Annotated in this window: 23 protein-coding genes; 15 read left to right on the forward strand and 8 right to left on the reverse strand. The window is 72.9% G+C overall.

Features of this window, described 5'->3' with window-relative positions:
- Nucleotides 1–122: 122 nt before the first annotated feature.
- The gene (locus tag ACFYT9_RS35430) at nt 123–515 is read right to left on the reverse strand and encodes a hypothetical protein (RefSeq protein ID WP_389170343.1); all 393 of its coding nucleotides are present in this window, start codon (nt 513–515) and stop codon (nt 123–125) included.
- Between the two features lie 367 nt (nt 516–882).
- Between ACFYT9_RS35430 and ACFYT9_RS35435 the strand changes: the two genes are divergently transcribed.
- The 3 genes from ACFYT9_RS35435 to ACFYT9_RS35445 all read left to right on the forward strand — a co-directional run bounded on the left by ACFYT9_RS35435 (nt 883) and on the right by ACFYT9_RS35445 (nt 3,864).
- A complete protein-coding gene (locus ACFYT9_RS35435; protein ID WP_389170346.1) occupies nt 883–1,449 on the forward strand; it encodes a hypothetical protein in 567 nt (188 codons plus the stop codon).
- Between the two features lie 379 nt (nt 1,450–1,828).
- Complete coding sequence (locus ACFYT9_RS35440) at nt 1,829–3,307, forward strand: insulinase family protein (RefSeq protein ID WP_389170348.1); 1,479 nt, start codon at nt 1,829–1,831, stop codon at nt 3,305–3,307.
- Between the two features lie 404 nt (nt 3,308–3,711).
- Nucleotides 3,712–3,864, forward strand: a complete 153-nt coding sequence (locus ACFYT9_RS35445; protein WP_389170351.1) for a hypothetical protein — start codon at nt 3,712–3,714, stop codon at nt 3,862–3,864.
- 138 nt (nt 3,865–4,002) lie between these two features.
- On the opposite strand, the gene ACFYT9_RS35450 is transcribed toward ACFYT9_RS35445, so the two are convergent.
- From ACFYT9_RS35450 to ACFYT9_RS35465, 4 genes are read right to left on the reverse strand one after another with little or no spacing between them, the layout of a single operon-like run.
- Entirely contained in the window at nt 4,003–4,863 is an 861-nt protein-coding gene (locus tag ACFYT9_RS35450) for an ABC transporter permease (protein WP_389170354.1), read from the reverse strand.
- Nucleotides 4,860–5,816 carry an ABC transporter ATP-binding protein gene (locus tag ACFYT9_RS35455; RefSeq protein WP_389170356.1) on the reverse strand — a complete coding sequence of 319 codons (957 nt, stop codon included), beginning with the start codon at nt 5,814–5,816 and terminating at the stop codon, nt 4,860–4,862. Before ACFYT9_RS35455 ends, ACFYT9_RS35450 begins: the two co-directional genes overlap by 4 nt.
- Entirely contained in the window at nt 5,813–6,157 is a 345-nt protein-coding gene (locus ACFYT9_RS35460) for a transcriptional regulator (RefSeq protein WP_389170359.1), read from the reverse strand. The genes ACFYT9_RS35455 and ACFYT9_RS35460 overlap by 4 nt, the downstream gene beginning before the upstream one ends.
- Nucleotides 6,154–6,660 (reverse strand): hypothetical protein, encoded by a 507-nt coding sequence (locus ACFYT9_RS35465; RefSeq protein ID WP_389170362.1) that lies wholly within the window; start codon nt 6,658–6,660, stop codon nt 6,154–6,156. Before ACFYT9_RS35465 ends, ACFYT9_RS35460 begins: the two co-directional genes overlap by 4 nt.
- Before the next feature lie 224 nt (nt 6,661–6,884).
- Here ACFYT9_RS35465 and ACFYT9_RS35470 point away from each other — a divergent pair, with 224 nt between their 5' ends.
- The 6 genes from ACFYT9_RS35470 (at nt 6,885) to ACFYT9_RS35495 (ending at nt 12,162) form a co-directional block, all read left to right on the forward strand.
- Nucleotides 6,885–7,205 (forward strand): YkvA family protein, encoded by a 321-nt coding sequence (locus tag ACFYT9_RS35470; protein WP_389170364.1) that lies wholly within the window; start codon nt 6,885–6,887, stop codon nt 7,203–7,205.
- Nucleotides 7,206–7,535: 330 nt separating this feature from the next.
- Entirely contained in the window at nt 7,536–8,609 is a 1,074-nt protein-coding gene (locus tag ACFYT9_RS35475; protein WP_376595230.1) for a PIG-L family deacetylase, read from the forward strand.
- A complete protein-coding gene (locus ACFYT9_RS35480; RefSeq protein ID WP_389170367.1) occupies nt 8,584–9,657 on the forward strand; it encodes an ATP-grasp domain-containing protein in 1,074 nt (357 codons plus the stop codon). The genes ACFYT9_RS35475 and ACFYT9_RS35480 overlap by 26 nt, the downstream gene beginning before the upstream one ends.
- Nucleotides 9,654–10,427, forward strand: coding sequence for a PHP domain-containing protein (locus ACFYT9_RS35485; protein WP_389170370.1), 774 nt, complete (start codon nt 9,654–9,656; stop codon nt 10,425–10,427). Before ACFYT9_RS35480 ends, ACFYT9_RS35485 begins: the two co-directional genes overlap by 4 nt.
- On the forward strand, nt 10,415–11,908 hold the full coding sequence (locus ACFYT9_RS35490; RefSeq protein WP_389170373.1) for a glycosyltransferase: 1,494 nt from the start codon (nt 10,415–10,417) through the stop codon (nt 11,906–11,908). The genes ACFYT9_RS35485 and ACFYT9_RS35490 overlap by 13 nt, the downstream gene beginning before the upstream one ends.
- The gene (locus tag ACFYT9_RS35495) at nt 11,905–12,162 is read left to right on the forward strand and encodes a hypothetical protein (protein ID WP_389170376.1); all 258 of its coding nucleotides are present in this window, start codon (nt 11,905–11,907) and stop codon (nt 12,160–12,162) included. The genes ACFYT9_RS35490 and ACFYT9_RS35495 overlap by 4 nt, the downstream gene beginning before the upstream one ends.
- Nucleotides 12,163–12,166: 4 nt before the next feature.
- Here the strand turns inward: ACFYT9_RS35495 and ACFYT9_RS35500 are convergent, their stop codons facing one another.
- Entirely contained in the window at nt 12,167–13,288 is a 1,122-nt protein-coding gene (locus tag ACFYT9_RS35500; protein ID WP_389170379.1) for a hypothetical protein, read from the reverse strand.
- A 667-nt stretch (nt 13,289–13,955) separates the two neighbouring features.
- Between ACFYT9_RS35500 and ACFYT9_RS35505 the strand changes: the two genes are divergently transcribed.
- The gene (locus ACFYT9_RS35505; RefSeq protein WP_389170381.1) at nt 13,956–14,270 is read left to right on the forward strand and encodes a glycosyltransferase; all 315 of its coding nucleotides are present in this window, start codon (nt 13,956–13,958) and stop codon (nt 14,268–14,270) included.
- Between the two features lie 286 nt (nt 14,271–14,556).
- On the opposite strand, the gene ACFYT9_RS35510 is transcribed toward ACFYT9_RS35505, so the two are convergent.
- Complete coding sequence (locus ACFYT9_RS35510; protein WP_389170384.1) at nt 14,557–15,231, reverse strand: hypothetical protein; 675 nt, start codon at nt 15,229–15,231, stop codon at nt 14,557–14,559.
- A gap of 835 nt (nt 15,232–16,066) precedes the next feature.
- Here ACFYT9_RS35510 and ACFYT9_RS35515 point away from each other — a divergent pair.
- The 4 genes from ACFYT9_RS35515 (at nt 16,067) to ACFYT9_RS35530 (ending at nt 21,513) form a co-directional block, all read left to right on the forward strand.
- Nucleotides 16,067–17,656, forward strand: coding sequence for a TIGR03086 family metal-binding protein (locus ACFYT9_RS35515; RefSeq protein ID WP_389170386.1), 1,590 nt, complete (start codon nt 16,067–16,069; stop codon nt 17,654–17,656).
- A 395-nt stretch (nt 17,657–18,051) separates the two neighbouring features.
- On the forward strand, nt 18,052–18,804 hold the full coding sequence (locus ACFYT9_RS35520; protein ID WP_376595221.1) for an ABC transporter ATP-binding protein: 753 nt from the start codon (nt 18,052–18,054) through the stop codon (nt 18,802–18,804).
- Nucleotides 18,805–18,809: 5 nt separating this feature from the next.
- Nucleotides 18,810–20,180 carry an FtsX-like permease family protein gene (locus tag ACFYT9_RS35525; RefSeq protein ID WP_389170389.1) on the forward strand — a complete coding sequence of 457 codons (1,371 nt, stop codon included), beginning with the start codon at nt 18,810–18,812 and terminating at the stop codon, nt 20,178–20,180.
- A 100-nt stretch (nt 20,181–20,280) separates the two neighbouring features.
- On the forward strand, nt 20,281–21,513 hold the full coding sequence (locus ACFYT9_RS35530; protein WP_389170392.1) for a sensor histidine kinase: 1,233 nt from the start codon (nt 20,281–20,283) through the stop codon (nt 21,511–21,513).
- Nucleotides 21,514–21,522: 9 nt separating this feature from the next.
- Here the strand turns inward: ACFYT9_RS35530 and ACFYT9_RS35535 are convergent, their stop codons facing one another.
- Nucleotides 21,523–22,212, reverse strand: a complete 690-nt coding sequence (locus ACFYT9_RS35535; RefSeq protein ID WP_389170395.1) for a response regulator — start codon at nt 22,210–22,212, stop codon at nt 21,523–21,525.
- Between the two features lie 541 nt (nt 22,213–22,753).
- Between ACFYT9_RS35535 and ACFYT9_RS35540 the strand changes: the two genes are divergently transcribed.
- A complete protein-coding gene (locus ACFYT9_RS35540; protein WP_389170398.1) occupies nt 22,754–23,032 on the forward strand; it encodes a hypothetical protein in 279 nt (92 codons plus the stop codon).
- The last annotated feature ends 69 nt before the right edge of the window (nt 23,033–23,101 follow it).

Consider the following 23,101-nt stretch of genomic DNA (forward strand, 5'->3'; position numbering starts at 1 on the left):
CCTCTTCGGATCGGACCGCGGGAGACCTCCCTGGTGAAGCGTCATGAGACCTCGCACTGACGACAGTTGTGCGGACGAGCCGCGACCGATCGAGGTTGCGGGTGCGCGGTCTCGCCCGCGTCCTACCAGAGGGTGCCCGGTCCCGCGATCACCCAGCCGGCCTCGACAGGCTTGACCCAGAAGCTCAAGGCCACCTCGATGATCCGCGCGCGGTAGATGATCTCCACAGAGCAATGGCTCCCGGTCTCGCCCCAGTGGAAATCTGCGAGATCGAGGTCACCGAGCCAGGAAAGATCCTGCTCCCAGCCGTCGGCAGCCGGGTCTGTGCCCGCTTCCTCACCGGCGGCGCCCGCTTCGACGGACCCCGTCCACAGCGACTTGAGCACATGCCGGACGGCGCTGTGATCGACGAGCTGTTCGGCCTCGGAGATCCTGCCGGCCCGCAGCAGGCCGAAATAGCAGCGAACGACCGCTTCGACGTTCGCCTCGGCGGGGTGCTCCGTCCAGATCCTCACCGCGGGATCATACGAGTCCGGAAGGGGCCGGAGCTCCCTGGCCGTACCAGGCCAGGTCCGGCGCTCGGGTTCCGGCGCAGCTTTCGTGCAGCGCCGATGAAGGCTGCGAGCCGGGAGGCGGCTGCCTGCCTCGCGTGTCAGGACTGGATTCGACCCGGCCTCGCGAGGTCGGGGTGCTGATCCACGAACCGAGGAGCCGGTCCAGGTCGTCACGCCGGCAGGACTCGGCTACGCAGGAGGACGATGTCGGCGCGGCCGAATGCCGGGCCTGCCGGGTCCCGGCGCTCTCCCCGCCAGTTCCGGGTCACGGACCGCCGTGCGACCATCACGGGGAGAGGGCGCGGTCGCCCGCCGGAGGGGGAACAGAATGAGCGTGGAAGGTCCGGAGAGCTGGTCCGGCTGGGCGGGTCGTACCGTGGAGGTTCCCGCCGACCGTGCGGGCGGACCGACTCTGCTGGAGGTGCGGGGCGGCCTCACGTCACGCTTCCGCTTCTACCCGGCGACCGGTGGCCGTTCCACGGGCGACACTCTGGTGACCACCGTCCGCGGACGGCGGATGCGTGTCGTTCTTCCCGCCGATTCATCGGGCTTCACCGTGGAACGGATCGCGGTGAGTGACGGAGCGAGCGGATTCCAGCGCTGGCACGCGCGGATCGTCGGCGCCGAGGCACTGCCCGCGCTCACCTCGAAGGAGCGCGAGGGGAAGTTCACTGAAACGTTCGGCTACTTCCAGCCCAAGCGCTACTACGAGGACACACGCGTCCTTCGTTACGAGTTCGAGAGCCAGGGCAGCGTGACCTACCACCTCGCGACCGGCAGCCGACCGGTGGAGATCCCCTCCTATCCGCCCCGGCCCAAGGGAACACTGCCGCTACCTCACCACGGGTACGTCACCCTCTCCAGTCCGGACAAATGGAGAGTCTCCCTGGTCTGAACCGGAACACCTTGTCACCAGGCGCACCGCGACGACGCGCGGTGCACCTTTCCTCGTGGTCTCGCGGGAATGCGCCGCGCGACGTCTGGGCGTCCGGGCCTCGGCGAGGCAGGCCCGTAGGTGGCGGCGAGTTGCTCGTCGGTCTGCGCCGCCGTGGCACTCCCACCGGGACCTCGCCCCCTCGGGCGCCCGTGCGCCTGCGGGCGTGCGGCGTGCGGGAGGCCTGCGGCTCGGACGGCGCTTCGGGGAGCGCGAACACCCTGAAGCGCAAGGTCCCGGAACCGGTCACGGCACCAGGACGAGACTGCGAGGCTCGGCCGGAAGGGATCGCACGAATCCGGCATGCGATGCAGGTGGGGGGCGGTCATATGATCGCGCCATGCATCGTGATCTGATCGACGGAGTGCCGGTCCTGTGGGCGGAGGCCCCGGGTCCGCTGGAAGCCGCACTCGTCTTCGGCTGTGGCGTCAGTGACGAGACGTTCCGCACCCTGGGCGTCACCCACCTCGTCGAGCATCTCGCGATGAGCACGCTGCCGCGGCTGCACTACGACCACAACGCCTCCGTGACGCTGTCGCTCACCGAGTTCACTGTCTCCGGCAGGCCTGAGCAGGTGGCCGATTTCCTGGGCCGGGTGTGCGAGGCGCTCTCCTCGCTGCCGCTCGACCGGATCGAGCGCGAAGCCGGCGTACTGGCCGCCGAGGGCAGCGGTGCCACCGACCCGACCAGCGCGGAGCTGCTGTCCTTCCGTTACGGCACGCAGGGCGCCGGACTCGCCTCCTGGGACGGTCCCGGGCCCGACCGCATCCCGGTCGAGGCCGTCCGCGACACGGCCACCCGCTACTTCCACTCCGGCAACGCCGTCCTGGTGCTGACCGGGCCGCCGCCCGCCGGGCTGAGGCTGCCGCTGCCGGCCGGCGAACGGCCGGACCGCGGCACGGCGCAGCCGGTGTTGCAGCCCGGCCCGCTGTGGTTCCAGGCCGAGGTTCCGGGACCCGGGCTGGCCCTGCGCGGCGACCTGGACGATCCGGCGCTGATCCTGGCGCACGCCGTACTGCTGGAACGGCTGAGGAAGCTCGTACGGCACCAGGAGGGGCTGACGTACGAGATCGACGGCTCCCGACGGTATGCCGGGCCGGGCGAGGACGACTTCTTCGTCCGCCTGGACGCGCGGGAGGGCCAGGAGCGGCGGGTGGCCGAGTTGTTGTGGCAGGAGTCGCTCCGGCTGGCCGACGAGGGCGTCACCGAGGCGGAGCTCGCGGAGGAACTGGCCGCACTGCGCGAGGTCTGGCTCGATCCGCGGGCCACGTCCGCCGAACTCGGCGAGGCGGCGGCGTCCTCGCTGTTCGGCGTGGAATACCAGGACGCGCAGGCACGGCTGAACGCGCTCGCCAAGACCACGCCGGAACAGGCCCGGCAGGCGTTCGCCGCCGCGCTCGGCACCGCGCTGCTCGTCGTGCCGGGCGAGACGGAGGTCGAGCTGCGGCAGCCCGATGGCACGGCCTTGCCGTCCGGCAGCTGCCGGAGCGAGCGCGAGTGGCCGTCCCAGGGGCTGGTGTGCAAGCCGTCGCTGTCCGACAGGCTCCTCTCGTCCGCGGCCCGCAGGGCCCGCCTGGCCGTCACAGCCGAGGGCGTGTGGATCCGCGACGGTGACGGCGAAGTGATCCACGTGCCGTTCGACGAGGTGGTCGGGGTGGAGACGGACGGCCCCGGACGCGTCGTCTTCGGCCGGCGGAACTGCGTCGTACCGATGGTGCCCGACCTGTTCGCGAACCTCGGACCGGCCGTCGCCGCCCTCGACGCCGCCGTGCCCGAGGCGCTGCGCTACCCGGTGTCCGGCCTGCGCGTCACGAACTGACCGCGCCGCCGTAGAACTTGGCCTGCCAGTGGCCATCAGACCGAGCCCTTGCAGCGAATCCGGCCGGAGCGGCCGCAGGGAGCGCCACCAGTGCCGGCCGGTTCTCGGAGGGCTCTATGACGCCGACTCGCTCGTCGACCCTCCCGGACGTGGTGCTGCGGCTCGCGCCGCGCAGCTGAGGGCATGAACCTCGCTCCGGGGCCGGCGCAGGTGGTAGGCGCGCGTGACGACCGCGGCAGCGGCCCCCGGGCGAGGATCGGCACGTAGCAGGCCCAGAGTGCCCACGCGCCCGGGCCGCCGCACCGGGCCGCGCTTTCACCCCCCCCCGTAAGGACAGCGCCTTCGCCTACCGCACCGCGTCGGCACCCCGCTGGACGGAGGAGGCCATCGGCTGGAGCTGTGACGTGCTCGGCCAGGCCCAGGAGTACTTCGGGGACAGCACATCCTCGGCCCGGCTGATCCGCAACTTCTTCTTCCGGCACATCCCGGCCCACTTCGACCCCGACCGGGACGGCGCCGGCGCGGCGGGTGCCAGAGGCCGGACCGTGGACGGGTGACGCCTCCGGCGGGTGGGCGCCGGAGGCTGGAGCCCCGCCGTCCTCTCCTCCCCGCCCCTTTTGAAGAACCCGCTTCCCGGACTCCCTGGGGTGGGGCTGCGCCGCGCTGCCCGAGCACCGGCGGATCTCCGAGGCCGCCTACGTGGCCGGCGCGCCGCTGCGGGCAGCCTCGCGCTGTCGGGCGGTCAGCCGTGAACCGGACTCGCGGCGGGCGGCGCGGCGCAGGAGCGGTACCGCGAGGAGGAATCCGAGGAGCGCCCAGGCGGTGAGGACCAGGGCGACGGTGGGGAGTTCCCAGGAGCCGGCTGCCTCGGCGGCCCGCGCCGCGTCGGGGAGCAGGGCCGAACGCAGTCCCTGTGCCATCCACTTGAGCGGGAAGACGGCGGCGATCTGCTGGACCGGCACGGGCAGGGAGGTGATCGGGAACACCGTCCCCGAGATGATCAGGAGCCCCATCGTCGGCAGCATGATCAGTGCCAGGGCCTCGCGGGGGTTGGGCAGGACGGCGCCGACGGCCGCGCCGAGAGGCACGACGGCTAGCAGCCCGAGGGCGGTGACCCACAGCAGCGTCAGCCAGTCCGCCGGCCCCTGCGGCACCGGCCCGTCCGCCAGCAGCGCCCCGGCGGCCAGGAGCAGGGCGAGGGTGCCGACCGCCAGGACGACCACCAGCAGGCTCTTGGCGACGAGGTAGGCCGTGATGCCGCCGGGCGTGGCACGCAGCCGGAGCAGGGTGCCCTCCTCCCGCTCGGTCACGAGGATCTGCGGGAGGTTGATCAGTCCCACCTGGAACAGCAGGTAGGCGGCGAATCCCGCCAGCACCAGATGGGTCATCGGCGTCCCGGTCCCCGGCACGTCGTCCCCGAGATAGGAGGCGACGAGCAACGCGACCGCCACGTTGGTCAGGTGGCCGGACATCTCCTTGCCGTTGCGCAGGAGGTGTCGGAGTTCGATCCCGCCGCGCTGGAGTCCGGCACGCCAGCTGTTCGTCCCGTTCGTCACAGGTGCCCCCCTCGTGCGGCCGGTGTCTTCCCGCCCGGTTGCGCGTCCGCGCTGTTCTCCGTGCCGATGGTCCGGGTCCCGTCGGCCTGTCGGTGCACCATGTGCAGGTAGGTGTCCTCCAGCGTCGGGCGGCGGACCTCCAGATCGGCGATCGGGCCGTCCGCCCGCCGGTGGAGTTCCCAGACCAGCCGTGAGGGGTCGTCCGTGCGTTCGCGGCGGGGCGTCCCGTCGTCGGACGTCCAGCGGACCTCGGCCTGGGCGGCGGCTCGCCGAGCCAGCTCCGCCGGTGTTCCGCAGGCCCGGATCCGGCCCCCGACCAGCACGGCGATCCGGTCGGCGAGCCGCTCGGCCTCCGCCAGGTCGTGGGTGGTGAGCAGGACGGTGACGCCCTCGTCGCGGGCCAGTCGTTCGACCAGGACGTGGAAGTCGTGCCGGGCCTGGGGGTCGAAGCCGGTGGTGGGTTCGTCCAGGAAGAGGAGTTCGGGGCGGCCGACGATGCCGAGCGCGACGTCGAGGCGCCGGCGCTGGCCGCCGGACAGCCTGTCCACCTGGCGGCCTGCCTGCTGGGTGAGGCCGACCAGGGAGAGCAGTTCGACGGGGTCGCGCGGGTCGGGGTAGTAGGTCGCGAAGTGGGTCAGCAGTTCGGCGACCCGCCAGCGGCGGTGGTCGCGCCAGGACTGCAGCACCAGGCCGATCCGGGCTCGCCACGCCTCCCCGCCCCGTCCGGGGTCCGTCCCGAGGACGCTCACCTCCCCGCCGGAGCGCCTCCGGAATCCCTCCAGGATCTCGACGGTGGTGGTCTTTCCGGCGCCGTTGGGGCCGAGCAGGGCGAAGACCTCGCCGCGACGGACGTCCAGGTCCACGCCGCGCAGGACGTCGACCTCGCCGTACGCCATGGTCAGACCGCGTGCCAGGACGACGGGGGCGGTGTCGGTGCGGCCGGCGCCCGTCATCGGCCCGGCTCCGCGTGGGACGGCTGCCGTGCCGCCCCGGTGACGGGTGCGGCGCTGTCCACGATGGCCCGCAGCGCCGCCACATGGCCTTCGAAAGCGGCGCGCCCGCGATCCGTCAGCCGCACCTTCGTCCGGCGGTTGCGGCCGCCGCCCTCCTTGTGGATCTCCAGATACCCCGCTCCCTCAAGGGTGTGGAGCTGTTTGGAGAGTGCCGAGTCGCTCAGCGAGAGGCTGTCGCGGACGAACGGGAAGTCCGCCCACTCGGTGACGGCGAGCAGCGCGACCACCGACAGGCGGGTGGCGGGGTGGATCAGCTCGTCGAAGCCGGCGGGAGTGCTCATCGGCCGCCCTCCTCGCCGGCCGAGGATCCGCCGCCGCTCCGCACGGAGTCGGCCGTCCAGCGGTCGGCCGCCGTCATGAAGGCCAGGTACACGGCCACTCCGGCCGTGGCCTGCACGAGGCCGGAGTACACCGGTGCGAGCGACGCGGTGAGACGGTCCGCCAGCACGATCGTGCCGGCGACGAGGACCGCCATGGCGCCGAACGCGGCCCACATGCGCCCGGGGAAGCGCGTGTGGTGGAGTTGCATACGGCTCCTGCGGCTGTGCACCGCGATCACCCCGCCCAGCAGGCCGACGTAAACCGCCACGAACAGGCCGACGCCCCACCGGGGCAGATCCATGCCGACACCGGCGAGGAACACCCACATGAGGCCGGCCGTGGCGTACGTCGTACCGCGCCTGCCGACCGCGGAGCGTTCGAACTCGTCGTACACCCGCTCCTGCGGCACCCGGATGCGCTGGAGGTCCTTCCACGCCTGCTCGGCGTCCACTGACGCGTTCACGATCCCGCCCTTCCGTCCCCGATGACTTTCCTGCAAGGAAAGTAACCCCGACTTTCCCGGCAGGCAAGTCGTCGATGGCGGGTCGGGGTACGGCGGTGCGGGCATGGTCGGCCGGCGGGCGCGGCCCTCCGCGACCCTTCGGGTCCGGCCCTCCGTGTGACCGCGCCGGGGTTTCGGTGGCCGCGGATCGGCGCGGGCCGCACCTCACGGGGTAGGAGAGGGGGATGGACAACTCCCTCTGGCTCACCGTGGCGGTCGTGCTCGCGGTGGCCGCGGCGGGCACCGCGGCCGTTCTGCTCGTGCGCGTGTTCCGCGCCCGCAAGATCCTCCTGGATGCCGGTGTCCCGCTGAGGTCCAAGGCGCTGTTCTGGGCGGCCGTGGTCTACACGATCTCTCCGCTCGACCTCGTTCCCGACCCGGTCTACCTGGACGACATCGGCGTCCTCCTGGTTGCCCTGCGGGCCCTGCACACGGCCGCCGCGAGGAGCGGTGCGCTGCCGAACGCCCCGACGGAGACGGACCTTCTCGGCAAGCGGCGTCGCTGACGGCCTGCCGGAGGGGCGCCAGTCCTCCTGGGGCGGGGATGTCGGCCCGTTCTCCCGGCCGCCGGCGTGTTTCGCGGCGCCGGATTCCCGTCGCGGCGCCGGATTCCAGGTGGGTGACGGGTGACGGGTTGCGGGAGGCATCCCGGGTCATCGAGGCGCTGCGGGCCTGGTCGGCATCCCCGCCCTCACCGCCGTCGAAGGGGCTGGCGCGGTCGCCGTCTCACGGCCAGGTGCCGGCAGCTCGCGCCGGTCGGGGCTCTCGTCCCGGTGGAGAGATCGATCTCGCACGGTAATGTGCACCTTATGTCCGAAATATTCGATCCTTCGGATGTGGCCGGCCGCAGCGGCGCAGGGCCCTCCCCCCTCGCCGGGACGCACATCCTCCTCGGCGAACGGGACGCGGAGACCGCCGCGCGCTCCACCCGGGCCCTGCGCGAGCACGGCGCGTCCTCGGTGCTCGCCGTCGACTCGCCGGAGGCGTTCCTGCACGCCGGCGCCGCCCCGCCCGACCCCGTACGGTTCTGGGACGCGGCCGTGTGGCACACCGGGTTCGGCGGGGACGACGGCTCGCTGGGCCGGTTCCTGGAGAAATGGCGGGCACAGCACCCGGGGATCCCCGTGGTCGTGACCGACGACGCGCCCAGCGCCCGGCTGGCGGTCGCCGCGCTGCGCGGCCGGGCCGCCGACCTGGTCGAGCGCTCCGACCCGGAGGGGCTGGCGGCGGCCGTCGCCCGGGCCGTCGCGGAACGGGCGGACCCGCTCGGCGTCGAGGGAGCCGGACAGGGGTCGCTGCGCATGCTGGTGGTCGGCGCCCACCCCGACGACGTCGAGATCGGCATGGGCGGCACCATCCACCGCCGCGCGCACAGCGGCTGGGACGTCACCGTCCTCACCATGTCCGGCGGAGGGAACGGCGGCGACCCCGTGCGGCGCCGGAAGGAAGCGCACCGCGCCGCCGAGGTGCTGGGCGCCCGCCTCGTCATGGAGGACCTTCCCGACGGTTCCATGGCGGACGACCGGATCACCGTGGAGGCCGTCGAACGGGCGGTCGCCGAGGCCTCGCCGGACGTCGTCGTCGTCCACTCCGAGAGCGACACCCACCAGGACCACCGGGCCGTGCACCGCGCCACGCTCGTGGCCTGCCGCAAGGTGGCGCGGCTCGCCTGCTACCAGTCCCCCTCCGCCACCGCGGCCTACCGGCCGAACCGCTTCATCGAACTCAGCGAGGTCGACGTGCAGGCCAAGCTCGCCGCGATCGCCGCGCACCACTCGCAGGCCGCGAACCGCTGGTACCTCGACGAGGACCTGCTGCGCTCCACCGCCCGCTACTGGGGCCGCTTCTCCCAGACCCGCTACGCCGAACCCCTGGAGCTCGTCCATGAGCGCAACCCCCTCCTCCTCTGAGCCCGACCTCTCACTGCCCCTCGGCAGACCGCCCCGGGTCCTGGTCACCGGCGCGGGCGGGCCCTCCGGAGTGTGCTTCCTGCGCGCCCTGGACGGCGCGGCCGAGCGGTACGCGGCGGACCTCGACCCCAACGGCGCCGGTCTCTATCTCGTCCCCCGCGCCTACCGGATGCTGGTGCCGCCGGGCGCGGCCCCCGGCTACGCCGAGGCGCTGCTGCGGCTGTGCGCGCGGCACGAGATCGACGTCCTGGTGCCGACCGTCGACGCCGAACTGGTGGCGCTCGCCCGTGCGGCCGACGCCTTCGCCGCCGCGGGCGTCCGACTGCTGGTCTCCTCCGCCGAGGCGCTGGAGACCTGCCTGGACAAGTGGCGGCTCGCCGAGGCCTGCCAGGGCGCGGTGCGGCTGCCGGACACCCGGCTCGTCGGATCCCCGGGCACGGCGGAGGTCGGCGGCGGCTTCCCGGCGATCGCCAAGCCGCGTACCGGCTCCGGCTCCCGGGGCATCGTCCTCGTCCGCTCCGCCGAGGAGCTGGCCGGACTGCCCGCGGACGGCTCCTACCTGCTCCAGGAGTTCCTGCCGGGCACCGAGTACTCGGTCGACGTGCTCACGGACGCCGCCGGGCGGGTCGTGGCCGCCGTACCCCGGGCACGGGACAAGACGGACTCGGGCATCGTCGTGGCCGGCCGCGTCCTCGACCTGCCGGAACTGTCCGGGATCGCCGAGGACACCGTCCGCACCCTCGGGCTGCGCGGCGTCCTCAACGTCCAGGTCCGCGAGGACCGGGCCGGAAAGGCCGCCCTCCTGGAGGTCAACCCCCGCCCGCCGGGCGGCATGTCGCTCACGGTGGCAGCCGGGGTGGACATGCCGAGGTGGGCGGTCGCCTCGCTCCTCGGCACGGAGCTGCCGGACCGGATCGCACACCGCGAGACCGCGGTCGTACGCCACTGGCAGGACGTCGTCCTCGCGCCGCGCGAGCTCGGCGACATGGGCGACGCCACCGAGGCCGCCCCGCCGGACGCCGCGGGGACCCGGGAGGCCGCGGCGTGACCGGCGAGGCGGCGCGGGACCGGCCGCTCCCGGGCCGCGACCCGCTCCGTACCGACCTGCACACCCACACCGACTTCTCCTCCGACGGGCACGACTCCCTCGGTGCCGTCGTCGCGGCGGCGGCGGACACCGGACTCCGTACGCTCGTGCTCACCGACCACGTGCGCGTGGACACCACCTACCTGCCGGGCTACGCCGACGCCGTCCGTACGGCCCGCGCCGACACGCCGCTCGACCTCGTCTGCGGGGTGGAGGCGAAGATCCTGGACACCGAGGGCCGGATCGACCTCCCGGCGGACCTCCCGGGCATCGAGCACGTCGCCCTGGCCGACCACCGGTTCCCGCTGCCCGACGGGCCCGCCCACCCCGATACCGTACGGGCCCTCCTCGACGAGGAACGGCTCGCGCCGGACGAGGCGCTGAGGCTCCTCGTGCTCGCCACGGCGCGGGCGGTGGAACGGGTCCCCGAGGGCCTCACCACCCATGTGGCGCACCTGTTCAGCGTGCTGCCCAAGGCCGGGCTCGACGAGGAGGGCGTCGACGCGGCGCTGCTGGAGCCGCTGGCGCGGGCCTGCCGGGAACGGGACGCGGCGGTCGAGCTGAACGAGAAGTGGCGCTGCCCCTCCGTGCGCACGGCCCGGCTGCTGCACCGCGCCGGGGTCCGGCTCGGGGCCGGCAGCGACGCCCACCGGGCACAGGACGTGGGCCGCTTCCCATGGGTCACGGAGGCGCTGGCCGACGCGACGACGGAGGAACGGTGCACGTCCTGAACCAGATCCTGCACGTCGTGGCGACCGTCGTCGTCCTCCTCGGGGCGGTGCCACTGGTCGCCGCCGTCCTCCAGTTCCTGCTGGTCGGCCTCCAGCGCTTCCGGCACCTGTACGAGGACCGGCCGCCGTACCTGCCCCGCACCGCCGTCCTGATCCCGGCCTGGAACGAGGCACCGGTGCTCACCTCGTCCGTCGAGGGCCTGCTCGCCATGCGCTACCCGCCGGACCGCATCCGGGTCGTGGTCGTCGACGACGCCAGCACCGACGCGACACCGGAGGTGATGCGGGAGCTGATGGCCCGCCACCCCGGGCAGGTGGTGCACCTGCGCCGCGAGGACGGCGGCCAGGGCAAGGCCCACACCCTCAACCACGGCCTCACGCACGTCCTCGGCGACGACTGGGCCGAGGCCGTGCTGGTGATGGACGCCGACGTCGTCTTCGACCGCGACGCCCTGCTGCGGATGACCCGTCACCTCGCCGACCCCGGGGTCGGCGCCGTCACCGCGTACATCAAGGAGGGCAGCGGGAAGCAGGGCAACTACCTGACCCGCTACATCGCCTTCGAGTACATCACCGCCCAGGCCGCCGCCCGGCGCGCGCAGAACGTCCTCGGCGTCGTCGCCTGTCTGGCGGGCGGGGCACAGCTGCACACCCGGGCGAGCCTGGAGGCGATCGGCGGCCGGATCGACACCTCGACGCTGGCCGAGGACACCGTCACCACCTTCGAGACGCAGCTGACCGGCCGCCGGGTCGTCTTCGACGGGTACGCCACCGTGCTCGCCGAGGAGCCGGGCGACCTGGCCGGGCTGTGGAAGCAGCGGCTGCGCTGGGCGCGCGGCAACCTCCAGGTGACCCGCCGCTACCGCCACCTGTGGTTCCGCCCCTGGAAGCGACGGGAGGGAGACCGGCTCGGCTCGGTCCTCTTCGGCCTGATCTGGTACTCGCTGCTCGCGACGCCGGTGCTGCTGACGGCCTGTTCGGCATCCTTGCTCTACCTGTACTTCACCGACTCGGACCGCTCGTGGGAGCTCTTCCGCTGGCTGTGGGTCATCAACCTCATGTGCTACCTCCTGATCATCCTGATGGCGGCGGCCGTCGACGGAAGCACCTTCCGGCGCTGCTGGCGCGAGGCGCTGATCTACCCCGGGATCGTCTCCACCCTGATCCTCGTGTTCACCGCCCTCCCCGGCCACTTCCTGCCGCTCCTCGAACGGCAGGGGTGGCTCGCCGAGGACGGCTCGCCACACCTGCTGATGATCGTGGTCTACGCCTGGCTGGGGCTGTCCCTCCCGCTCGCCTGGCTCGCCAAGCTCCTCACCGGCACCCGGCTCCGCTTCCTCGCCCCCGTGCTGCTGCACCTGGTCGGGTACGGCTCGCTGCTCGGCGCCTGCCTGGTCGCGGCCTGGGTCCAGGAGCGCAGGAAGACGGAGCTGAAGTGGGACAAGACCGAGAAGACCGGGAAGGTGGCGGCGGGACGATGACGCACAGGGACCCTGCCCCGCCGGCCGGTTCCGGTTCCGGTTCCGGTTCCGGTCCCGGTTCTAGTTCCGGTCCCGGTTCTAGTTCCGGTCCCGGTCCCGGTTCCGGTTCCGGTTCCGACGGGGAGCTGCGACGGCACGTCGAGGAGCTGACCGGCGACGACCGGCGCCGCGACCGGCGCCTCTTCTGGACCGAACTGCTGGTGGTCCTGGTCGTGGCCGCCGCCCTCGCGGCCCGCGAGCTCTGGCTGACCTGACCCCTCAGTCCAGGAGGAACGGGTCGGCCCCCAGGGCGGCGAGTGCGAACCACGCCGTCGTACCGGTGTGGAGACTGGCGTACAGGGTGTCGCCCTCACCGGTGCGCAGCCCGTCCGAGGAGGCGGCGACGATGCCGTACCCGTCGGCGTTGGGGGCGTGGGCCTGAGCCGCGCGCAGGGTGGCGAGGAACGCGCCGGCCCGCTCCGTGTCGTCGTGGCCGGCCCGGCGGCGGAGGGCCGCGGCCATGTGGGCGGTGCCCTCGAACCACACCTTGGAGGTGTCGGCGTCGCTGACCGACACCCCGCTGAACCCGCCGTCCTCCGCGGCCAGACGGGTGAGGGCCCAGTCCAGGGACCCGGCGTGCCGGGGGTCGCCGGTCGCCAGGAAGGACCAGCTCTGCGGGTCCTCCGGGATCGGCGAGCGGTTGACGGTGGAGCCGTCGGTGCCGGTGCCGGTCCAGAAGGCGCCACCGTCGGCGTCCCACAGGGCGTCGAGGAACCCGGTCGCCACCGCCGAGCGGTCGGCCCACACCCGGTCACCGGTGACGTCCGCGAGACCGCGGAAGAAGGCGGCGACGTCGATGTTGTGCTCGGTGGACTTCCAGCTGAGCGGGGCCCCGGAGGCGGGGATGCCGCCGGTGTACCCCGGGGTACCGGTCGTCGAGGCCGCGTGGTCCTGGATCCACTCGGCGTGCCGCAGCGCGCCGGCCCGGTAGGCGGTGCCGTTCGTCACCCGGTGGACGTGCAGGAGGGCCAGGCCGGTCCACGCCTGGGCGCCCGTGAAGGAGTCGGCGGCGGAGACGGTCGGCAGCCCGTCCGCCGCGGTGACCTTCCCCGAGGCGTACGACTGGCGGATCCGGCCGTCGCCGGCGGCATCGCCCTCCTGGAGGGCGAGCAGGGTCCCCGCGAGGGCGCCGGCCCGTTCCAGGTCGGCGTCCGTCCCGCGCGCGCAGTAGGCGATCACGGTGAGCGCCACGTCGTAGGTGAAGGCCACGGTGGAGTGGTGGGTCTCCATCCAGCCCCCGGTGTAACTGCGCGGCAGCCCCTGCCGGATGCCGCCCGCGGCCTCGTCGACCCGGCGGTCCAGGAAGGTGTACGCGCGTGCCGACGCCTCCTTCTCATCCACGCCGCCACCCTCCGTCCCCGACGGACTCGACGGCCCCGCCGCACCCGACGAGCAGCCACCGAGCACCACCGCCGCCGCCGCGCCACCCATGACCGCCGCCGTGAACACGCGGCGGCTCACCGCTCCGCGCCGATTCTTCGCAAGGTACATGGATCACCACATAAGCCATTCTGTTCGTTCCTGGGCACGGACACGCGGGACATGCGGCAGGTGTCGATCGCGGGGGGCCCGGAGGAAGCCGGCAGCCGGGCGGGCGGCGCCGGGTATGCCCACGCGCATGAGTCAGCGCGCGCCGGCACCGATACCGCCGACGAGAGCGCCGACGCGGAGACCGTACGGGCGCTGCCGCCCGGGCCACTGCGAAGCCGCTCCGAAACGCGAGCGGGTGATCCTCCACGACCCGGCGAGCCCGCGGCGTCTCCCTCGCCTACGCCGAGAGCACCCCCGACGCATTCCGTCCGATCGGCTCGTCGGCTTGCGGGACCGCGCCTCGAACACGAATGGCTCGACTGCCCGTGCCGCAGCGGGCGGCCGGGCCGGGTGGGCGGAGCGTCAGGCCGGGGGCCGGTGTGCACCCGGTGAGGACGTGGGGTGGGCGACAACCTGGCGAGGGCCCTGCGATTCTGTGTGCTGACAGATCGTCGGACTTTGAAGGGCATCACCGCTCATGCGCATGAACCGTCTCACCACCACCGTCCTGGCCACCGCGCTCGGCTGCGCCGGTTTCCTGGCCGCCGGTCCTTCGGCCGGGGCCGCCGCCGCGTCCGGCTGCCAGTACAAAGTCGTGTGGCCGACCGCCGGTGTGTACGAGAACCCGAACCCGAACAGCGTGGTCGTCAAGGTCAAGCACGCCGGGGACATAGTGGGCGCGTCGACCTGCGAGGGCGCCGCCTACAACGAGTACGGCTACGTCCTGGTCACCACCGACGCGGCCGCCGACCGCCGGGGCTGGATGCGGGTCGAGGCCGTCGTCCAGGTCTGACATATCCGCGTGGCACCGGGTCCGGGTACCGCCACCGTGCTGCAGCCCCGGCCCGGTCGCCCGACGTGGTGGCATCGTCAGCCGGTTCCGTCGTCGGCGGTGACGGGGACGGTGGAGAGTGGCGCCCGGTCGTGGTGGCGCCTGGCACCCTGCGAGCCGCACCTCCACGGCGTTCCCCGACAGGTTCAGCCGCGCGATGCCGGTGAACACCGTCCCTGTAGAGCTGGTCCAGTCGGGGTGGGAGTCCTCGAAGCCCCGGATGGTCACCGGTGAGGCGCGTGGCTCGTCACGGATCCTTGTGCAGGAGCACCGTGGCCGACCAGAACACGGACCCTGGGTATCCCAGGGCGGCTGTGATGGTGACCTTTTTGCCGTTGTCGGTGGCTCCGACGCACAGGTCACGCCGGTCGAGCAGCCAGCCGTTGGTGCGGCAGCTTTTCTCCTGGAGGCCCAGCAGGCGGATGATCTCCGGGCGGGACAGGCCGTCCTCGCTGATGACCGTCGCGACGCGCCAGCAGCCGCCGGAACCGCAGCGGACGTCTTCGTCGACCAGGCTGAGGCCCGGCGGCAATGAGGGCAGGGCCTTGGACGGTGGGGCCTCCGAGCCATCGATGCTGATCAACAGCGCGTTCAGGAGGCCGGCCGCGAGTGTGAGGGCGAACTGAACCCCCAGGAAGATCACCGCTCCCTTGCGGCGGGGGACCCGTCGCTGCGGAGGAGAGTTCTCGTGGCGTGCTTCCAGTCCCGCCCCGCAGGCGATGAGCAGGGGCGCGAGGGCGGTGAACACGAGATGGGCGTCGGGTCCGGGGGCGTCGAGCCGGCCCTGCTGGACCCCGATCAGCAGACCGGCTCCGGCGAGCAGCAGGCCACCGACCGCGAATCCGACGGCACGGGTCCGGGCGATCGTCCCCCAGACGACGGCAGGCGCGAGAGCGAAAAGTATCCCCAGGACGGTCAGCATGTACGGGGGGACGTGCGCCCCTGAGCGCCCGGTTCCACACGGCCGGAGCGTCTCGCCACGGGGCTCCGTCACATCGTCCGACCTGGCCCAGGTTTTCGCCGGGGGCAGCCGTAGCCGGCGGGTCATGGGCATCGGCACCGCCCGCGTCTGTCTCACCCTCGCTCCCCTGGTCGGCCGCCTCCGCGCCCCGGGTGACGCGGTGCAAGCCCCGCTCTGTCCCCGCCGCCGGCGCCTGCGGGACGGAGACACGCTCCACCATGAGGTCTCCCTGAACGGGTGCTGTCGGGAGGACCGTCCGACAGCGGCCTGCCGGCACCGCTAGATCCTGATCGACATCGACATCGACATCGACATCGACATCGGCAGCGGCGGGGCGGCCGTCACCGACTGGTCCCGCTACGACGGCAGCCTCGGCCGGCAGCGCCCGGACCAGATGCGCGGTCTGCGCCTGGGGCCGGGCGACCTCGGCCGGGGCCTGGGTGCGGTCCGGTGGCGTCGGTCGTCAATCGATTCCGATTGTCGGGTCGCGGCGATCCAGCCCTGCCGTTGCCACAGGCCGAGCACCTCGCGCGCGATGGGCAGTTCCTGGTTGACGGTGTCGGCGTCTGTCTGGTCCGCTCGCGCCGCCGCCGGCTCGGCCGCCGCCTCGGGCAGTGTCGGGTTGTCGATCGCGGTGAGAAGGAAGACGGGCGGCTTCGCTTCCCGGCGGGCCGGGCCGGTCGGCGCGGGTTCGCCGACGAGCGTCCACCCCTACTTCGGCATGCCCGGCATGCACTGCGACGGAACCATGAGGCTGCTTGACTCTCCCACGAAGGGAGAGTCAAGGATGGAGCACATGCACATGGATGACTCCTCGCCTTCCACGTGGAGCATCGGGGCCGTGGCGCGGCTGACCGGGCTGCCGGTGAAGGTCGTCAGGCACTGGTCGGATGTGGGTGTGGTGGCACCGGTCGGCCGGACCGCTGGAGGTTACCGGCGCTACGACACCGCCGGCGTGGCCCGGCTGCAGCTGGCTCGCACTCTGCGTGACCTGGGGATGGGGCTCGGTGACATTCGGGCTGCCCTGGATCGCGAGGACGGGCTGACGGAGGTGGCGGCCGCGCACGTCGAGGCTCTGGAGGCGCAGATCCGCCGCCTGCGGACCCACCAGGCCGTCCTGCGCACCGTCACCCGTCGCACCACCCACGAAGGACTTGCCCTGATGACCCGTACCGCCCATCTGTCCCCCGACGAACGCCGCGAGCTGGTCCACGACTTCCTCACCGACACGCTCGGCGATCTGGACGTTCCCCACTTCCGCGAAGGCCTCCTCGCGGCCGGCGCCGACCTGCCGGAAGATCCCACCGATGAGCAGGTCGAAGCGTGGCTGGAGCTGGGGGAGCTGATCGCCGAGGGGGAACTGCGTTCCGCCATGCGGCGGGTCGCGGAGTACGCCGCCCGTCAGGGGAGGGGAGCGCAGGACTCCGGCGCGGGGGAGGAGATGCGCGCCCTCACCGAGACCTGGACCGCACGCGTACGCGAGGCGATGCGGGCCGGCATCGCGGCGGACTCCCCGGCTGCCGACCAGGTCGTCGCGGCCGTCGTCGCCGCCTGGCTGCCCAGCCGCGCGAACGCCTCCGCCGCGACCGCCGACGGCGCCGAAGCCCGCACACTCCTGTGTGAGCAGCTCACTGCCGCGGCCGAGCCCGCAGTCGAGCGCTTCTGGCAACTGCTGTGCGTCCTCGGCGGCCGCCCCGCACCCGTCGGGATCGCCGAGGAAGGACGGTGGCTGACCACCGCGCTGTGTGCCAATCCCGCGCCCGGCGCGCGCGATGCCCGGCTCGAAGCCCTCTACACGGCTGACACCGACCCTTGGCCGGGCGGGGTGCTGGAAGCTCTGACACGCGTCCAGGACACCGTCGGCGCACTCGTGCGCGCAACGGCGCCGCACCAGTTCGACCGACCGACCTCCTGCACGGACTGGACCGTGCGGGATCTGCTCGACCATCTGGTGTGGGAGAACATCATCTGGGGCGGCCTGGCTCAGGGCACGCCCCCCACCGACGGCCACGCCGAGGACCACCTCGGCCATGACCACATCGCCGCCTTCGAGACCGCCGCCGCCGACGCTCGCGCCGCCTTCCGGCAACCGGGCATGCTGGACCGCTCCTTCGGCCCTGCCCCAGGCCGTCGCCTGGTCGAGCAACTCCTCATCGAGCTGCTCGTGCATGGCTGGGACCTCGCGGCCGCGCTCGACCGCGACCGCGACCTGGAGCCCGACATCGCGCGTGCCGCCCTGCCGGTCGTCCGGGAGATCTACGGTGACCTGCCCCGCACCGTCGGCGGATCCATCGCCTCGGCGCAGCCCGCACCCGACCACGCCCCGGCCCTTGACCAGGTTGCTGCATTCCTGGGCCGCCGCATCCCGCACCGATCGGGTCGGTGAGCCGCCGAGGCGGTAGGTTCGGTGGAGCCTGGACGCGGCACGCTGACCGGCAGTCCCGGGCCGATCCGGGACTCCATGTCGAGGCGGAAGGTTCCGTACGGGTCGACGTCGGACCAGAACAACCGGTCGAGCCGCGTCGGTCCTCCTCCTCGATGCCCAGGCGCGCTGCGTCACTGACCGCGAGCTTCAGCAGGCCACCGTCGACGCCCCGGGCGAGGTGTACTTCTGCGACGGCGACGGCGACGGCGACGGCGACGGCGACGGCGACGGCAACGGAGACGGCGACGACGGCGGACAGGCATCCGCCCTGTCCACGGTCGGGTTCGGTTTTCCGAACCCTCAGGACGGGGGCGGGCCCGATCGATCTCCGGGCGGCGGCCTCCCAGGATGGGGGCATGGCTGAAACGATGACGGAGATCGGGGCGGTGACCGCCGCCCGGGCGCAGGACGTGCACCGTGAGTACGGGCGCGGGGGCGCCGTGGTACGGGCATTGCGCGGAGTGTCGGTGGACATGGTGTCCGGGACGTTCACGGCGGTGATGGGGCCTTCGGGGTCCGGCAAGACCACGCTGCTGCACTGTCTCGCGGGGATGGACCGGCCCACGCGGGGCTCGGTCTGGTGGGACGGTACGGAGGTGTCGCGGCTCCCGGAGCGGCGGCTGGCCGTGCTGAGGCGCAGCCGGGTCGGGTTCGTGTTCCAGGCCTTCAACCTGATGCCCGCGATGACGGTGGCACAGAACGTCGAGCTGCCCGGACGGCTGGCCGGTGAGCGACCCGAGCGGGGCCGGGTGCTGGAGGCACTGGAGCGGGTGGGGCTGGCGGGGCGTGCGGGGCACCGGCCCGGTCAGTTGTCGGGCGGGCAACAGCAGCGGGTGGCGATCGCCCGGGCTCTGGTCTCCCGGCCCCGGGTGCTGTTCGCCGACGAGCCGACGGGCGCGTTGGACCGCGCCACCGGACACGAGATCCTCGCCCTGCTCCGCGAGGGGGTGGACCGTGATGGCGGTACCTGCGTGATGGTGACGCACGATCCGGTCGCCGCCGCGTACGCGGATCGGGTGCTGCTGCTCGCCGACGGTCTGCTCGTGGAGGAGCTGCGGCGGCCGAGCGCGGCCAGGATCAGCGAGTGCCTGAGCCGGCTGGGCGGGTGAGACAGATGACTGCGATCGCCTTCGGGCAGATGCGCCGACGCCCGGCCTCCTTCGTCGGCCTGGCGGTCGCGCTGTTCCTGGCCATCGCCACGGTGACGCTCTTCGGCGGGCTGTTCGCGGCGGAGGTGACGGCCTCCACGGCTGTGCGCGAACAGGTGGCGGGGCCGGGAGTGATGGTGATCGCCGGGGCCTTCGGTGAGATTTCGGTTCTGGTCGCGTTCTTCGTGGTGGTGAACGCGTTGGGCTTCGCCATTCGCCAGCAGTCCCGTGAGCTGGCCCTGCTGAGGACCGTCGCCGCGACCCCGCGCCAGGCGCGGAGGCTGGTACGCGGCCAGGTGGTGGTGACCACGCTGCTGATGGCCCTGCCGGGGTGGGCTGCCGGTGCGGTGGGGGGCCGGCTCGCCCTCGCCGCCTTGCAGCGCCAAGGGATGGCGGCGCCAGGTCTGCGCGTGCCGGGGACGCCCCTGCCGGCTCTGGTCGCGGTGGCGGTCGTACTCGCCGTCGGCCTGGCGGCCTCGGCCGTCGCGGCTCGGCGTGTGTCGCGGATCGCGCCTGCGGCGGCGTTGACCGCGAGTTCGACCGAGCACGCCCGTACGGGTGTCGCACGTCTGCTGGTCGGTGCCGTAGCGCTGACCGGAGGTGTCCTGCTGCTGCGGCTGGCCGCGACGCGGCCGCCGGAGCAGGTGGACAAGGCCGGGCAGGCCGCACTGCTCGCCTCGCTGGTCCTGCTCATCGCGGTGGGCCTTGCCGGGCCGCTGGCCGCGCGCGCTCTGACGGCCGCGCTGGGCGGACCGCTTCGGGCCGTGGTGCCCGGTGCGGGCTGGCTCGCCGACGCCAACCTGCGAGGCCATGCTCGGCGGTTGGCCTCCGCCGTGGTCCCTGTGGCGCTGCTCGTGGGGCTCTCTGGGACCATGATCGTCATGACGAGCACCGCCGCGCACGCCGCGGGTCACACAGGGACCGGCGTCGCTTCCGCCACGGACGTCTGGCTGCGCCAGGCGGAGCTGGCGCTGCTGACCTGCTTTGCCGCGGTGTCCACCCTCAACACCCTGGTCGCTGTGACCGCCGACCGGCGCCGCGAGTTCGCACTGCTGCGGCTCCTCGGCGCGACGCGGGCGCAGCTGCTGCGCATGCTGAGCGCCGAGGCGGGACTGACTGCGGCGGTCGGGGTGCTGCTCGGCGCGGTGGTGGCGGGTGCGGCGTCGGCAGCCTTCAGTGTGGCGGTGACCGGTTCGGCGCTGCCACGGATACCGGGGGCCGACTGCTCGTGGATCGTCGCGGGCGCGCTGCTGTTGACCGTTCCGAGCATCCTGGCCACGGGGGTGTGGGCGGTCCGTGGTCCGGCGGCGGAGCTGGTGGGCGGAAGCCGTGACTGACCGCGCCGGCAGCTCGGCGTCGTCGCGGCACGCGGGGGCAGGTACGGAGACGGAGACCGGCTCAGCCCCGGAGTCTTGCGGACCGGCTGGTGCTGATGCCGTGCCGCGCGGGTATCTCTCCGTCCGGGCCGGGGAATGGGCCTTCGCCGTGGTCGGCCTGCCGCTCGCGCTGCTCGGCGGGGTGTACGCGGTCGCCGTCGTGTACGCGGGCGCGCTGCTCTCGCTGACCGTGCTCGGCCTGCCTTTCGTGGCCCTCGCGCTGCGGGGCGCACGCGGCTGGGGCACACTCCACCGCTGGTTCCTGGACCGGTTGCTGGACGAGTACGTCCAGGCCCCGGCCGGGGTTGCCCGCACGGGCGGTGTCCTTGCCCGCGGTGGTGCCATGCTGGCCGACCCGGTCGCGTGGCGGACACTCCTCTACCTGGTGCTGCGGTTGCCGCTCGGCCTACTCGGCTTCGCCGGCGCCGTACTCCTTCCCCTCGGCTGTTGCTGGCTGGCCGGCTTCCCGCTCTGGAAACGTCTGCTGGAGACGGGCCCGCAGCCGGTCAGCTGGCTGGATCCCAGCAGTGTGGTGCTGGGCGCGGTGCTCCTGTCCGCGGTGCCTGGTGCTGTCCGGGCGCTGAGCCGGGCAGAATGCCGCCTCGCGCGGCAACTGCTCAGCCCCGCCCGGGCCCAGAGGCGCGTCCGGGAACTGGAGGCCGCCCGCGCCGTCCTGCTCATGGAGAACACCGACCGCCTCCGCCGCCTGGAGCGTGATCTCCACGACGGTACCCAGGCACGGCTCGTCGCCCTGGCCATCACCCTGTCCCTGGCCGACGACGCCCTCGAGCCCGCCGCCCCGGACCACGAACGGCTGCGCACCCTGGTGGGCCGGGCCCGCGGCCAGACCGATGAGACGATCACCGAACTGCGCCGACTGACCCAGGGCCTGCACCCGGTGGCCCTGGACCACGGCCTCGCCCATGCCCTGCCGGGCCTCGCCGCCGTCTGCCCCGTCCCGGTCACCATGCGGCTTGACCCGTCACCACGTCCCCACCCCGTGGTCGAACAGGCCCTCTACTTCTGCGCCGCCGAGCTGCTGGCCAACATCGCCAAGCACAGCGGTGCCCGCTCGGCCGAGCTCACGGCGGCCACCACCGACGGACGTGTGCGCCTGACCGTGCACGACGACGGCTGCGGCGGCGCGGCACCCGGTACCGGGGGCAGGGCCGGCGGCGGCACCGGCCTGGCGGGGCTGGCCGAGCGGCTTGCCGCGGTCGACGGCTCCCTGCGGATCGAGAGCCCGCCCGGCGGGCCCACCACGATCACCGCCGAACTGCCCACGCACCCGTGACGTCCCGGGTCACCCCGCCATCTCGGACAGGTAGGCCAGGACCGCCTTGACCCGCCGGTTCTCGCTCCCCGTCGAGGGCAGGTCGAACTTGGTGAAGACCGCGGCCACGTGCTTCTCCACCGCCCGCTCGGACACGACGAGCAGGGCGGCCACGGAACGGTTCGAGTGGCCCTGCGCCATCAGCTCCAGCACCTCGCGCTCACGCGGCGTCAACGCATCCACCCGACCGCGCTGCCCACCACGCGTCAACTGGGTGACCACCTCCGGATCGAGGGCGGTACCCCCACGGGCGACCCGGTGCAATGCGTCCACGAACTCCGAGGTGCGGGCGACACGCTCCTTCAGCAGGTAACCGATGCCCGCCGCACCCTCCGCGAGCAGTCTGGACGCCCAGGCGTGCTCAACGTGCTGGGAAAAGACCAGGATGCCGGTCCCAGGAGTCCGCGCACGGATCTCAAGGGCGGCACGGATGCCCTCATCGGTATGGGTGGGCGGCATGCGGACATCCACTACGGCCACGTCCGGCCGGTGTACGGCCACGGCGTCCAACAGCTCGGGACCGGTCCCGGCCGTGGCCACCACCTCGCACCCGCGAGCCCCGAGCAACTCGACCATGCCCTCACGCAGAATGACCGAGTCCTCGGCCAGCACCACACGCAACTCTTTGTCGATCACCACCCCAGTATCCGGCGCCCCCATCGCGGCACAGCGACGGGCAGGCGCCGGTCCAGCACCGGAGCTGGTCCCGTGGGGCCGCAAGAACCTCCTTCACCGGCCGATGAACAGCAGGCTCGGCCGTACCGCGCACCTGGTCAACGCTGAGGAACGGCGACGGGCACTGGCACCTCCGCGAACGCGTTCGCCGCGCCGTACCCTCCGCCTCCGCCTCCGTCACCGGCGGCGCGTCCGCGGGTTGGCCCTCGGACGGCACAGTCGGTTCGGTGGTCTGGCCAGGGGCCGCCCGGTGGAGGCAGCCCGGTGGAGGCGGCTGCTTCCTCGTCGAGGTCGCCGCCCTCGTCGAGGGCGGTCGCAGGGGGCTTGCTCGGCGGGCGTCCGGGCTGGTGCGCCTCCACCGTGGCCTGGAGCCGCTCCTGGAGGAGCTGAAGTTCGTAGCTCAGGAACGAGGGGGAGGGATCATGCGGGATCGCATGACGCTGTTCGGGTTCCCGAGGGTTGGCGTGGGGCCTTCCGCGCACAAGACTGGGCCTTCCAGGCAGCGGCGGGCGAGAAGGGCGGGGACATGGGCGAGGGCGAGGAGTCGGACGGTTTCGGGGAGCAGCTGGGAACGACCGCGTTCCTGTCCGCGTGGGCTGGTTTCGTGGCGGGCTGTCTCACCGCGTTCGCGAGTCTGCTCATCACCGGCAAGGACCTTCCCTGGGGTTTCATCTGGGCGGTGGGTCTGGCAGTGACGGCCGTCGCCAGTGTGCTCATCTGGCGCAAGCTGGAAAGCGGCCAGACACACGGCAACGGCTCGGACTCAGGAGCCGACTACGGGACCGGCCCGATCGATTCGGACTGACCGGCCGCTGTCTCCCCCTGCACAACACACCCAAACCCTGCCCGTCCGACCCGCAAGTCAGAGTCCCCC

It is taken from the genome of Streptomyces sp. NPDC004435 (assembly GCF_042873895.1).
Lineage (GTDB): Bacteria > Actinomycetota > Actinomycetes > Streptomycetales > Streptomycetaceae > Streptomyces.